The 12,846-nt window shown below is 59.6% G+C and carries 10 protein-coding genes; 4 read left to right on the plus strand and 6 right to left on the minus strand.

Annotated features, from left to right (window positions below; all coding sequences use genetic code 11):
- Positions 1-164: 164 nt before the first annotated feature.
- Positions 165-1,067, minus strand: coding sequence for a tetratricopeptide repeat protein (locus I2I05_RS10625; RefSeq protein ID WP_196282227.1), 903 nt, complete (start codon positions 1,065-1,067; stop codon positions 165-167).
- Positions 1,068-1,289: 222 nt separating this feature from the next.
- Between I2I05_RS10625 and lpdA the strand changes: the two genes are divergently transcribed.
- A complete protein-coding gene (gene lpdA / locus I2I05_RS10630) occupies positions 1,290-2,684 on the plus strand; it encodes a dihydrolipoyl dehydrogenase (protein ID WP_230688274.1) in 1,395 nt (464 codons plus the stop codon).
- 81 nt (positions 2,685-2,765) lie between these two features.
- On the opposite strand, the gene I2I05_RS10635 is transcribed toward lpdA, so the two are convergent.
- Both I2I05_RS10635 and I2I05_RS10640 read right to left on the minus strand, forming a co-directional pair.
- The gene (locus I2I05_RS10635; protein ID WP_196282228.1) at positions 2,766-3,749 is read right to left on the minus strand and encodes an energy transducer TonB; all 984 of its coding nucleotides are present in this window, start codon (positions 3,747-3,749) and stop codon (positions 2,766-2,768) included.
- Positions 3,750-3,820: 71 nt separating this feature from the next.
- Positions 3,821-4,759 carry a DMT family transporter gene (locus I2I05_RS10640; RefSeq protein WP_196282229.1) on the minus strand — a complete coding sequence of 313 codons (939 nt, stop codon included), beginning with the start codon at positions 4,757-4,759 and terminating at the stop codon, positions 3,821-3,823.
- Between the two features lie 140 nt (positions 4,760-4,899).
- Here I2I05_RS10640 and I2I05_RS10645 point away from each other — a divergent pair, with 140 nt between their 5' ends.
- The 3 genes from I2I05_RS10645 (at position 4,900) to I2I05_RS10655 (ending at position 9,127) form a co-directional block, all read left to right on the plus strand.
- Positions 4,900-6,225 (plus strand): replication-associated recombination protein A, encoded by a 1,326-nt coding sequence (locus tag I2I05_RS10645; RefSeq protein WP_196282230.1) that lies wholly within the window; start codon positions 4,900-4,902, stop codon positions 6,223-6,225.
- Positions 6,226-6,407: 182 nt separating this feature from the next.
- Entirely contained in the window at positions 6,408-8,177 is a 1,770-nt protein-coding gene (gene sppA / locus I2I05_RS10650) for a signal peptide peptidase SppA (protein ID WP_196282231.1), read from the plus strand.
- Between the two features lie 131 nt (positions 8,178-8,308).
- Positions 8,309-9,127, plus strand: a complete 819-nt coding sequence (locus I2I05_RS10655; protein ID WP_196282232.1) for a purine-nucleoside phosphorylase — start codon at positions 8,309-8,311, stop codon at positions 9,125-9,127.
- Positions 9,128-9,144: 17 nt separating this feature from the next.
- On the opposite strand, the gene I2I05_RS10660 is transcribed toward I2I05_RS10655, so the two are convergent.
- From I2I05_RS10660 to trxA, 3 genes are all read right to left on the minus strand, one after another.
- Complete coding sequence (locus tag I2I05_RS10660) at positions 9,145-10,011, minus strand: DUF4249 domain-containing protein (RefSeq protein ID WP_196282233.1); 867 nt, start codon at positions 10,009-10,011, stop codon at positions 9,145-9,147.
- 66 nt (positions 10,012-10,077) lie between these two features.
- Positions 10,078-12,435 (minus strand): TonB-dependent receptor, encoded by a 2,358-nt coding sequence (locus I2I05_RS10665; protein ID WP_196282234.1) that lies wholly within the window; start codon positions 12,433-12,435, stop codon positions 10,078-10,080.
- Between the two features lie 88 nt (positions 12,436-12,523).
- Positions 12,524-12,838, minus strand: coding sequence for a thioredoxin (gene trxA, locus I2I05_RS10670; RefSeq protein WP_196282235.1), 315 nt, complete (start codon positions 12,836-12,838; stop codon positions 12,524-12,526).
- Positions 12,839-12,846: the final 8 nt, after the last annotated feature.

Raw genomic sequence — 12,846 nt, forward strand, 5'->3', positions numbered from 1 at the left:
CTAAGCTACTACTATATGCTGAATCCATATAAAATAAGCCCGTAATGCGGAGCGCAGTCGAAGCATCTCGCGTGTTGTAGTAATCAAATCGATGAACGATTGAGTCACTATTTCACGCGAGATGCTTCGGCTGCGCTCCGCATGACGGGCTAGGGGCTTTAGCGCTAGCGCTTAGCGGCCGGGCGGGGAGCTGCTTTGCCAGCCGGTGCTTTCACGGGCTGCTTGCCCTCGTTTCCCACGTACTTGCGCAGGCTTTTGGCGGCATCGGGGTTGAGTTGCGTGGCACGTTCCAAATCGCGGCGGGCATCGACCATTTTCCCAAACGAAGCGTAGCAGATGCCCCGGTATTCCCAAGCGTCGGCGTAGTCGGAATCAAGCTCGATGGCCTTGGTGAAGTCCACAACCGCCGATTTGTATTGGTACATCTGCATCTTGGCCACGCCGCGCCCGAAAAAGGATTCCTTGTCGTCAGGACGGAATTTGAGCGCACCCGCAAAATCAGCAATAGCCGATTTATACTGCTTTGTCATCAGGTGGTTGACGCCGCGGTTGTAGTAAATATCGGGGTTGGTGCGCTGGTAGCGCAGGGCCGCCGTGTAGTCGGGCATGGCCTCGCTGTATTGCTTGAGATAACTCTTAGCCTTGGCGCGCTGGAGCAGGGCGGTGGCGCTTTTGGGGTTGGCTTTGACTGCCGCTTCGGCGCTGGCCAGCATGGTGCGGTACTCGGCGGTGCTCATTTTTTTCTCTTTGACCCGCTCGGCCGACGCCGCCGCGGCCGACGGTGGCACCACTACTTCCTCGGCCGTTGTGGCCGCTGAAGGCGCCGCATCCGGAATTGCGGCCACGCTGGTGCCGGCGTCTTCCGTCAGCGAAGCATCAATCGGCGCGCCCGTAACAGTGGGCGGTGGCGTTGGCTCGGGGCTGGCGTCGGGTGCTGGGGCAGTGGGAGCCGCCATGGGCTGGCTCATGGTGGTGGGCTTCTCTTTTTCAGAGGTGGTAGTGGCGCAGTTGGTGAGAAAAGCCAACAGGCCGAGCGCTGCCAACGGTGTGCGGAAACATGATTTCATAAAATCGAAAGAATGAGGGCCGGGCAGGTTTCGCCGTAACCAGGGCCTTATACGGAGACATTGCAGGATTGGCTGCTGGGGCGCCAGGCTTCCTGGCTACAGTGGCAAGTTAGGCGCTGCCGGCAAGAATAGCGGCGCGGTGCGGAGGCGCGGCTATCTTTGCGCCACAATGGGAGGGTCCCCCAGGCGGGCCCGGTGTACTTTTTTCTTCCTGAGAAGTTTATGGCATTGCAATTTGATTTGGTCGTGGTTGGTAGCGGCCCCGGTGGGTACGTGGCCGCCATTCGGGCGTCGCAGTTGGGGTTGAAAGTGGGCGTGATTGAGCGCGAATCGTTGGGCGGTATCTGCCTCAACTGGGGCTGTATTCCCACGAAAGCGCTGCTGAAATCGGCCCAGGTGTTTGAATACCTCAATCACGCCGCCGACTACGGCCTGAAAGCCGATGGCGTCAGCTTCGATTTCGGCGCTGTGATTGGCCGCAGCCGCGGCGTGGCCGACGGCATGAGCAAGGGCATCAACTTCCTGTTCAAAAAAAATAAAATCGAAACCGTGATGGGCACCGGCAAAGTGCTGGCGCCCGGCAAAGTAGAAGTAACCAAAGCCGACGGCAGCAAGGAAACCGTGGAGGCCAAGAGCATCATTCTGGCCACCGGCGCCCGCTCGCGTGAGCTACCCACCATGTCGGTTGATAACAAAAAAATCATCGGCTATCGCAAGGCCATGAGCATGGAGCAGCTGCCCAAGCGCCTCGTGGTGGTGGGCTCCGGTGCCATCGGCGTGGAGTTTGCCTACTTCTACCGCACTATGGGCTCGGAAGTGACAGTGGTGGAGTTCCTGCCCCGCATCGTGCCCGTGGAGGACGAGGAAGTGTCGCGCCAGATGGAAAAGTCGTTCCGCAAAATCGGCGTGAACGTGCTCACCAGCGCCGAAGTAACCAAGGTGGACACCGCCGGCGAAGGCTGCAAAGTGACCATCAAAACCGCCAAGGGCGAGCAGGTGATTGAGTGCGACGTGGTGCTGAGCGCCGTGGGCGTGACCACCAACCTCGAAAACATCGGCATTGAAGAGCTGGGCATTAAAGTGGAGCGCGGCCGCGTGATTGTGGACGACTTCTACCAGACCAACGTGCCTGGCATCTACGCCATCGGCGACATTGTGCCCGGCCCCGCGCTGGCCCATGTGGCCTCGGCCGAAGGCATCATCTGCGTGGAGAAAATTGCCGGCCACCACCCCGAGCCGCTCAACTACCAGAACATCCCCGGCTGCACCTACGCCTCGCCCGAAATCGCCAGCGTGGGCTACACCGAAGCCGAAGCCAAAGCCAAAGGCTACGACGTGCTGGTGGGTAAATTCCCCTTCTCCGCCTCGGGCAAAGCCAGCGCCGCCGGCGCCAAAGACGGCTTCGTGAAAGTCATCTTCGACAAGAAATACGGCGAATGGCTCGGCGCCCACATGATTGGCATGAATGTGACCGAAATGATTGCTGAAGTCGTGGTGGCCCGCAAGCTGGAAACCACCGGCATGGAAATCATCAAGTCTGTGCACCCGCACCCGACGATGTCGGAAGCCATTATGGAAGCGGCCGCTGCTGCTTACGGCGAAGTGATTCACCTGTAAGCTTATCGAGCTGATTGCAATTAGTTGAAAAGGCCCGGCTTAGTATTGAGCCGGGCCTTTTTGTATTCAGACAGGTCCTTGTTATCGGGGCACGGCTAGCTTGGCTTCTCCAAATTTCACGGATTCGTAGCTGGCTTGGATGCGGGTGTCGAGAATGGTTTTTTCATCCAGAAAGACGGGTTGATTTTCGTTGGCCAGGTTCCAGGTGCCCACGTAGTGGAGCTTGCCGGCTTCTACCACAAACTGAAAGCGGGTGGCTTGTAAGCTGGAAGCATCTTGGGCTGGAGTGGACTTGCGGATATTTTCCAAGTGCAGTTGGTAGGGGCCCCATTTGGCATCCGGGAATTCGTAAATGAACAAGGCGTAGCGGCCAGCGGGCAGGGCGTAGCAGAACGCATTTTCCCGGCGCGACTTCATGGCTGGTTTAACCATTATGCGAAAGGCTTTGCCGGTGCTGACGTTCACTAGGCGCACGTATTCGCCTAGGCCCAGGCTGCTGTTGCCGCCCAGCCGCTGGATGCAACTGCCATAAATCAATCCCTTCCCGGCAGGAATTTGCCGCCGGTCGCTGTTCCATTCCATCAGCGGCAGCACGAGCTTTTGGTAAGGGCCCCGGTCCAGCGAGTCGCCGGCGAGCGTTTCCCGGCCATTAGTGTGCACGTTGAAACTGATGGGTACGGTGTATGCAACGCTCACGGGCTTGTGATTTTGCATGCCTGGCACCCACTGAATGCGGTCCATGCGATGGGCATTTTGCAGCACGGCAGCATCCACATCGGCGCGGAGCCCTTGCACTAGTTTGATGTCGGAAGTGCGGCCCTGGGCATTTACCTTAAAAGAAAACAATACTTTCCCTTGCACGCCATCACGAATGGCCTTTGGCGGAAATGTGAGGCTGTCGGTAAGGAAGTGAATAAAGCGTTGGCTGGCTTCCTGGAAGCTCTCGCCGGGCTTGCCACCCGGGAAAATAGGCATCGACTCTGTGTACGTCTCGGTCTTGACTTCAACGGTATCAGTTTTCGAGGCAGTGGATTGGCCGCGGGCGCTGCTGGAGAACAACAGCAAAAGCAGGCTTGGTAAAAAGATTGGGAAGCGCATAGTTGAGCCGAAAGTACGCGCGGCGCTCTGCACAAGCGCTAGTCCTGCACCGGCACCAGCGGCACTTCTGGCTCAGAAGCCGCAACTGCCTTGGGCTTACGGCTCACCAGCCACACGCCCAGAAAAATCAGCACCGCCTGCCCGGCCTTGCCCCAGGTGAGGTGGTCTTTACCCAGGCCCACGGCGATGAGCACGGCCAGTACCGGCTGCAGGTAGATGTACACGCCGAGCAGAGCGGGGGAGGCGTATTTCAAAGCCCAGTTATTCAGCAAGTAGGCCAGAATGGTGAGGAAAACCACCATGTAGCCGATTTCAAGCCAGATGTATAGAGGGAAACTGGCGTAATCAGCCATTAGGGCCTCGCGCCAGCCGAAGGGCACGGCAATAAAGGCGCCCACTAAAAAGATGCGCGCCAGCACCGTGAAGGCGTGGTATTTCCGCATCAGCGGCTGCACCAGCACCAGGTAGAGGCCAAACACGGTGGCGTTGAGCAGGATAAAAATGTTGCCCAGCGTGGCGTGCGGGTAAATGGCGGCTTGCGCATTGCGGCTCAGAATGAGCAGGCCCGCGCCAAAGGCGCCTATGGCAATGCCGAGCACCCGCGGCAGGGTGATTTTCTCGCTCAGCAGCACCGCCGAGGCAATGACCACGATAATGGGCGCGATGGTTTGCAGCAGCGAGGCGCTGATGGGCGACGTTAAGTTCAGGCCCGAGAAGAACAGCAGTTGATTGACCCCAATGCCGCAAATGCCGCAGGCAATGACGCGCAGGTTATCGGCGCGGCCTACGATTTTATCCTGCGGCGCGGTGAAGTATTTGACCAGCGAAAAAAACACAAGCGCCCCCACTATCCGGAGCGTGACGATGCCGAACGGCCCCATGTAGTGCGGCATCACGTCTTTCGACAAACTGTAGTTGGCCGCATAGATGACGGCAACGAAAAACAGGGCCGCGTGCACGCGAAAGGAATTGCGCATAAATTAAGGGTAAGAGCACGACCCGAAGGCCGGCGTAAGCCAACTTTGTAGTCCGCGTTTTCGCGCCAGCAGAACTCGTTTCGGTGCCGAACGTTCTAAAACGCGCGCTACAAAGTTCGCGCTACATTGCGCACCCTTCCATGTCCTCCCTCTTTCCCGACGAACCCGCTGCCTTTACCCCACCGCCCGGCCCCGGCCCCGATGCGCCTTTGGCCGAGCGCCAGCGTCCGCGCCGCCTCGCCGATTATGCCGGCCAGCAGCATTTGGTGGGCGAAACCGGGGTGCTGCGCCGCTACCTCAACGCTGGCCGGCTGCCCAGTCTCATTTTGTGGGGCCCGCCCGGCGTGGGCAAAACCACCCTGGCCCACCTGCTGGCTTCGGAGCTGAAACAGCCGTTTTCGGCGCTTTCGGCTATCAATGCCGGAGTAAAGGACGTGCGCGACGTCATCGACAAAGCCAAGCGGCAGCGCGGCACGGTGCTCTTTATTGATGAAATTCACCGCTTTAGCAAAGCGCAGCAGGACGCGCTGCTGGGCGCTGTGGAGCATGGTACGGTGACACTGATTGGCGCCACAACGGAAAATCCTTCGTTTGAAGTCATTCCCGCTTTGCTCTCGCGCTGCCAGGTGTACGTGCTGGAGCCGCTGAGCGCGGAAACCCTGCGCGGGCTGGTGGCCAAGGCCCTGAGCGAAGACACGGCCCTGAAGCAGAAAAAAGTGAAGCTGGCCGAGGACCACGCCCTGCTGGCCCTCAGCGGCGGCGATGCGCGCAAGCTGCTCAACTTGCTCGAAATTGTGGTGCAGAGCACGCCTCCGGACAAAAAAGGGGTTGTCACCATCACCGATGCCGTGGTGCAGGAAGTGGCCCAGCGCCCCCTGGCGCGCTACGACAAAGGCGGTGAGATGCACTACGACGTCATTTCGGCTTTCATCAAAAGCATCCGCGGTTCCGACCCCAACGCCGCACTCTACTACCTGGCCGTGATGCTGGAAGGGGGCGAGGACGTGAAATTCATTGCCCGCCGCATGCTCATTCTGGCCAGTGAAGACATTGGCAACGCCAATCCCAATGCCCTGATGCTGGCCACGAGCTGCTTTCAGGCCTGCACCGTCATCGGTCTGCCGGAGTCGGATTTGATTCTGGCCCAAACCGTTATTTACCTGGCTACTTCGGTGAAAAGCAACGCGGCCTACACGGCCATTCGGGCGGCGCAGGCCGAGGTGAAAGCCAACGGCGTGTACCCCGTGCCGGTGCCGCTGCGCAACGCCCCCACGCGCCTCATGAAACAGCTCGGCTACGGGAAGGAGTACGCGTACTCGCACAACGGCGAGGGCAACTTTGAGGAGCAGGAGTTTCTGCCCGATGCCCTGAGCGGCACCCGTTTCTACGAACCCGGCCTCAACCCCAGCGAACAAAAAATTCAGGAGCGGCTGCGGGCCTGGTGGGGCGAGAAATACGGCTACTAGTTCCCGAAGGCAACTTCCGTCTTTTCCATGCGCCTTTCCGGTCATTAGAAGGCTGGAAATGCCACGCAGCTATTCAGAAATCGGCTTCGGAGTTGAAGCAGCTGGAAGTATCGGCATCATAAAGTAGGGGCCGGCCGGCTGCGTCCTTACTTTTACACACCACATTCTTTGTTTTAAACAACATGCGTCAATTTTTGAAGTACGTGCTGGCCACCCTCGTTGGGCTGGTGGCGTTCAGCTTCCTGGGCTTTCTGCTGCTGGCGGCCATCATCGGGGCCGCGAAAAGCGCGGGCGAGCGCAAGGAAATCGCCTCCAATTCCGTGCTAGAGCTCAAGCTGAACGAGCCGCTGTCGGAGCGTGGCCGCGACGGGCGATTTAGTTTGAGCAGCAACACCGCCACCGGCCTGGTGGGGCTGAAAGATGCCATTCGCCGCGCCAAAAAGGACGGTGACATCAAGGGGATTCTGCTGAACCTGGACATTGTGCAGGGCGGCATGGCCTCGCTGGAGGAAGTGCGCGATGCGCTGCTGGACTTCAAGAAGTCGGGCAAATTCGTTGTGGCCTACCACGAGGTGTGCTCCGAAAAGAGCTTTTACCTTTCCTCGGTCGCCAATCAGATTTACCTGCACCCGCAGGGCACGTTGGAATTCAACGGCCTGAGCACCGAAGTGCTGTTCTACAAGCGGCTGTTCGAAAAGGCCGGCATCGAGCCCTACATCTTCCGGGTGGGCTCTTTCAAAAGCGCCGTGGAGCCGTTTTTCCGGGAAAGCTTCTCCGATTCGGCCCGCTTCCAGACCGTGTCGTTCCTGAACTCCATCAACGGCCACATGATTGGACAGGTGGCGGCGTCGCGCGGCATCAACCCGGCCCGCCTCAAGGTCATTTCCGATTCGATGCTGGTGCACAACGCTCCCGATGCCCTGCGCCTCAAAATGGTGACCAAGCTTGGGTATTTCGACCAGGTGCAGAACTACATGCGCGGCAAGTTGGGCTTGGATAGCGACGAAAAACCCAGCGTGGTGAGCCTGAGCGACTACACCGACAGCGACCGGGACGAGGAAAGCGACGGCATCACGAGCAGCAACCGCATTGCCGTGATTTACGCCGAGGGCGACATCGTGACCGGCAAGGGTAGCGACGACAACATCGGCAGCGAGAAGTTTGCCGAAGCCATCCGCAAAGCCCGCCTCGACAAAAAGGTGAAGGCCGTGGTACTGCGCATCAACTCGCCCGGCGGCTCGTCGCTGGCCTCGGACATTATCTACCGCGAGGTGCTCCTCACCAAAAAAGTGAAGCCCATTATCGCCTCCATGTCGGACGTGGCGGCTTCGGGCGGCTACTATATCGCCATGGCCTGCGACACCATCGTGGCGCATCCCAATACCATCACGGGTTCTATTGGGGTATTTGGGGTGCTGCCCAACGTGCAGCCGCTGCTGGCCGATAAGCTCGGCATCACCGTGGACCGCGTGATGACCGGCAAATTCTCCGACCTGCCCACCATCACCCGCGCCCTCACCGAGTTTGAGAAGCGCACCCTGCAAAGCGAAGTCGACAACATTTACGCCGACTTCACCACCAAAGCTGCCAAGGGCCGCAACATGCCCGTCGAGCGCCTGCGCCGGCTGGCCTCGGGCCGCGTCTGGAGCGGCCTCGAAGCCAAGGCCAACGGCTTGGTTGATGTGCTGGGTGACTACGACGATGCCCTGAAAATTGCCGCGTCCCGCGCCAATCTGAAGGCCGATGATTACCGCGTGCAGCGCCTGCCCCGCCGCAAGTCGGGCCTCGAAAATCTGCTGTCCATGCTGGGCGGCGAAGACAATGCCGAGGTGAAAGCCAAAACCATGAAAGCCGAACTGGGCCCACTATACCCGGTTTATGTTCAGTACCAGCAGCTCATGACCATGCGCGGTGTGCAAGCCAAGCTGCCGTATGAGCTCGAAATAAAGTAATATCCATAAACAGTTGTCATCCTGAGCGGAGCGAAGGACCTTGTCAAGGTTGGACCAGTTGTTCCGACGTGAGGAGGTCCTTTGCTCCGCTCAGGATGACATTTTTTGTCAACAATCCTTTAACTCACAACATGCAAAACCTCCACGAAGCCACCGCCTACATCAAAGCCCAGTCCAATGGTTTTAAGCCCCAGGTGGGGATTATTCTCGGCACGGGCTTGGGCGCGCTGGCTAAGGAAGTGGAAGTAGAGTGCGAAATCAACTACGCCGACATTCCGCATTTTCCGCTTTCCACGGTGGAAAGTCACGCTGGCCGCCTGCTGCTGGGCCGCTTGGGCGGCAAAAACGTGGCCGTGTTGCAGGGCCGCTTTCATTACTACGAAGGCTACACCATGGAACAAGTTGTGATGCCGGTGCGGGTGCTCAAGCTGCTCGGCATTGGCCCGCTGCTGGTGAGTAACGCGGCGGGTGGCCTCAACCCCGATTTCAATATTGCCGACCTGATGCTGATTGACGACCACATCAACCTGCAGCCCACCAACCCGCTCATCGGCCCGAATCACGACGAACTGGGCCCGCGCTTTCCCGACATGTTTGCCCCCTACGACGCCGCCCTGCTGGCCCACGCCGAAGCCGCCGCCCAAGACTTGGGCCAGGCCAGCAGCACCCGCCACGGCGTGTACGTGAGCGTGCCCGGCCCCATGCTCGAAACCCCCGCCGAGTACCGCTACCTGCGCACCATCGGGGCCGATGCCGTGGGCATGAGCACCGTGCCGGAAGTCATTGCCGCTCGCCACCTAGGCCTGCCGGTGCTGGCAGTGTCCGTCATCACCGATTTGTGTGCGCCCGGCCACCTCAAGCCCGTCGTATTGGCCGATATTTTTGCCGCCGCTGCCCTGGCCGAACCCCGGCTCACTGCCCTAATAAAGAAAGTGATAGAGCAGCTATAAAAGAACCGCTAAAATCCTCAAAGCACGATTTTAGTGGCCCGGGTGTAGCTCAGCACCGAGAAGATGCCCACGCCGCCCTGCACCGTGCTATAGATGGCTGATGGCTGCGCAAAGGGGTTGCCGTTGGCATTGCGGGCGTCGCGAACCGACTCGCGGAAGCGGTAGAAGGCGGCATCGGTATGATACAAGGTCGCAGTGATGGTATCGCCCGTATCGAACCGGTAGCTGGTGCCAACCACGAATGGCTTGCCGTTGAGCAACCGGTCCTCAAAGGAATTGTCCACCTCCGGTTCCCGGCGCAGGGCGCCTTTGGCGGGGTCGCCCTGGTGCAGTTGCAGGCGGTAGCAGTCGTTGAGCGTGGGCGGGTCGCGGAAATTGGTGAGGAAATAGGCCTCGCGCTCAACGCCGGTTTTATCGTTGAACTTGTATTCCAGCGAATCGATGGGCACCGGCGGGAGCATGGTGGTGGTGCCCGTGACGCGGTGGCCCTTGGAGTCGGTTACTTCCAGCTTAAACACGTCGCCGGGACGCGCCACGAGGGCATCGCGCCCGATGTGGGTGTGAAACTTGATGCCCGACACGGTATCAAGCAACACTTCGTAATTCGGTTTGAAAGCCAGCGGCACGATGGTGCCATCGGGCAGGGTGAGGTTCACCGTGACATCGTCGGGCAGTTGCGGCAGCGCCGGGCTCAGGTACGGCACGGTGGTGGTGACGGTGAGGGACGGCACTTTGCCGGGCTCCAGGTAGCATTCCACCACCAGCTCCGAGCTGTAGCTGGGCAGCGGCACGTCGATGTTGTTTTCCAGCGAGTCGCAGCCCGCGAGCGCCGCGCCCGCCGAAACTGCCACAACCCAGCCAACAATTTTACTACGTATTGACATAATGATAAAGGGTAAGACTTGCTTCAGGGCAAAAAACGGGGAAGCCAATCTGCTAAAAATCAATTTCTAAAAGCGGAAGTTGTAGGTCAGCGAGGGGATGATGGGAAACAGCGACACCTGCTTGGCCTGGAAGCCCGTGGTGCGGTCGGTGGTTTCGTCGCGCACGGCTTCGAAGAACACGAAGTAGGCGTTGCGGCGGTTGTAAGCATTGTAGATGCTCAGGGTCAGGTCCTGGTTGAGGCGGCTGCCGATTTTATACACCACGCCCAGGTCGAGGCGGTGGTAGGGGATGAGCTGATAGGAGTTGCGGTTGGGGTAAATGGGCACCGGGCGCGGGTCGATGCCCGTGCGCGACCCCGGAATGTCCTGCAAGCCAAAGCGGCCCAGCGGTAGCGTGGTAAGCGAGCCAGACGTGTAGATAAAGCTGGCCGTGAGGTTGATGCGGGCGTTGAGCTGGTGCAAGGCCACCACGGTCAGGTTGTGGCGGCGGTCGTAATTGGGGTGGAAATCCTCGCCGTTGTTCACGCCGTTGGTGCCGCGCTGGGGCTGAAAGTTGCGCCAGCTCCAGGCCAGGGTGTAGCCTATCCAACCGGTGGTTTTGCCGGTTTTCTTTTCCAGGTACACCTCGTTGCCGTAGCTCCAGCTTTTGCCAAAAATGAACTCCGAATCAAGCTCCGGATTCACAAAAAGCTGGGCGCCGTCGCGGAAATCCACTTGGTTCTGGCCCCATTTGTAGTACGCTTCGTTGGTGAGCAAATACTTGCCCCGGCCCAGCAGAAAGCTTACTCCGGCGCTCGTCTGCTGCGAGCGTTGGGGCTTCACGGAGAGGCGCGACGGGTACCAGATGTCCGTCGGCAGCGAGGCGCCCGAGTTGGTGACCAAGTGCACGTATTGGTACATCAGGGCGTAGCTGGCCTTCAAAGAGGTGCGCTCGCTGAGCGAATAGCGGGCCGAGGCGCGGGGTTCCAGCCCGCCGTATTGGTCGCTGCCGCTGCGGAAGCCAGTCAGCCGCAGGCCGCCTTCGAGCTGGAGTTTGTCGGAGGCTTTGTAGTTATCCGAAGCGTACAAGGCCGCGTCCGTGCCGGTGTAGCTGACATCGGACCCGAAATTGATGCGGCCGTCGCCGGAATTGGCCTCCAGGCGGCCCACGCCGAACCGGTGCTGCGTGAGCTGGGCGCCGGCCTTGAGCACGTGGCGGTCGTCGGGGGTGTACTCAAAATCGGTGCGGGCGCTGTAGTCGGTGATGCTTGACCCGAGGCCGAAGCTGAACTGGTCGAGCCGGTTCGTGAGGTTGTATTTGTAGTCGGACACCGACACCGACGTGTTCACGAACAGCTTCGGCGAGAAGGTGTGGTTCCAGCGCAGCGTGCCGATGGTGTTGCCCCAGCTAAAATCAAAGTTGAAACCGCCGGGGCTGTTGAAGCCAAACGTATCGCGGCCCAGGTAGCCGGTCAGAAAAATCTGGTCTTTCTCGCCCAGCGTGTAGTTGGCCTTGGCGTTGAAGTCGTAGAAATAGTAGTCCGGAATGGGGCTGTAGTCTTCCTTGTTCTTGTTGGCCTCGTTGAGGGCCCGGGTAAAAATGTCGAAATACGTGCGGCGGCCCGACACGATGAACGAACCTTTGCCCTTGTTGATGGGGCCTTCGTAGGTGAGGCGCGACGAAATCAGGCCCACGCCGCCGGTGGCCACGTAGTGCTGGCGGTCGCCCTCCCGCATCTTCACGTCCACCACCGACGACAGCCGCCCGCCAAACTGCGCCGGGAAACCGGATTTGTACAAGTCCACGCTCTGCACCGCGTCGGAATTGAAAACCGAAAACAGCCCAAATAAGTGGTTGGGGTTGTAGACCAGTGCGTTGTCAATGAGCACGAGGTTTTGGTCGGAAGAGCCGCCGCGCACAAACAAGCCGCTGGTGCCTTCGCCCCCGCTCTGAACCCCCGGTTTCAACTGCAAGGTTTTGAGAATGTCGACCTCGCCGAAGAGCGCCGGCAGCAGCTTGGCTTCGCGGATGCTGAGGTGCTCCACGCCCATTTGGGTGGTTTTGAGCTTTTGCTCCAAGCTCACGGAGCCTTCCACCACAACTTCGCCCAGCTCGTTGCCGCTTTCTTCCAGCGCAAAGCTCAGGCGTTGGTTGCGGGTCAGGTTAATGTCGCGGGTTACTTGCTGATAACCCACAAAAGCCACCAGCAGCTGGTGCCGCCCGGCGGGTAAATTGAGAGAATAGCGGCCCAGCGAATCGGCCGCCGTGCCCGTGCCCAACGCCGGAACCGCCACGCTCGCCCCGGGAAGCGTTTCGCCCCGCGCCCCGCGCACGGTGCCGTTGATGGTAAATCGAACGACTTCCTGCGCCCACGCCACGCGCGGCCCGCCGAAGCTTAACAACAACACAAACAGGTAGCAACGCGCAGCCGAACTAAGAACCATACAGTATCAAGCAGATAATAGGCAAAGGTAACGTCCTGCCAACGCCCTTGTCCACCAGATAGTTTTCAAAAGTCCGCCCTGCCAACCCTCAGGATTTGCCCACAAACGGCTGGAGGGCCTGCGTGATTTGCGCCGCGGGCACCACGCCGGCCTGCCGCCACACCGGCTGGCCCTGGTGGAAAAGAATGAGGGTGGGAATGCTTTGCACGCGGTATTGCTGGGCCACGGCGGCGTTGCGGTCCACGTCAATCTTGATGACGCGCAGTTTGCCGCCGTGCTGCGCCGCAACCTGCTCCAGAATAGGAGCCATGGTTTTGCAGGGGCCGCACCAGGTGGCGTAGAAATCGACAAGCACCGGCATGCCGGGGCTGTTAATGAGCTCGGGGAAGGACTTGCGGGGCACGATACAAA

It is taken from the genome of Hymenobacter jeongseonensis, assembly GCF_015694725.1.
Classification (GTDB): domain Bacteria; phylum Bacteroidota; class Bacteroidia; order Cytophagales; family Hymenobacteraceae; genus Hymenobacter; species Hymenobacter jeongseonensis.

Coding starts and splice junctions, on each gene's coding strand:
- I2I05_RS10665 (WP_196282234.1), bottom strand. CDS start 12,435: ATGGTTCTTAGTTCGGCTGCGCGTTGCTACCTGTTTGTGTTGTTGTTA.
- I2I05_RS10660 (WP_196282233.1), bottom strand. CDS start 10,011: ATGTCAATACGTAGTAAAATTGTTGGCTGGGTTGTGGCAGTTTCGGCG.
- lpdA (WP_230688274.1), top strand. CDS start 1,290: ATGGCATTGCAATTTGATTTGGTCGTGGTTGGTAGCGGCCCCGGTGGG.
- I2I05_RS10640 (WP_196282229.1), bottom strand. CDS start 4,759: ATGCGCAATTCCTTTCGCGTGCACGCGGCCCTGTTTTTCGTTGCCGTC.
- I2I05_RS10625 (WP_196282227.1), bottom strand. CDS start 1,067: ATGAAATCATGTTTCCGCACACCGTTGGCAGCGCTCGGCCTGTTGGCT.
- sppA (WP_196282231.1), top strand. CDS start 6,408: ATGCGTCAATTTTTGAAGTACGTGCTGGCCACCCTCGTTGGGCTGGTG.
- I2I05_RS10645 (WP_196282230.1), top strand. CDS start 4,900: ATGTCCTCCCTCTTTCCCGACGAACCCGCTGCCTTTACCCCACCGCCC.
- I2I05_RS10655 (WP_196282232.1), top strand. CDS start 8,309: ATGCAAAACCTCCACGAAGCCACCGCCTACATCAAAGCCCAGTCCAAT.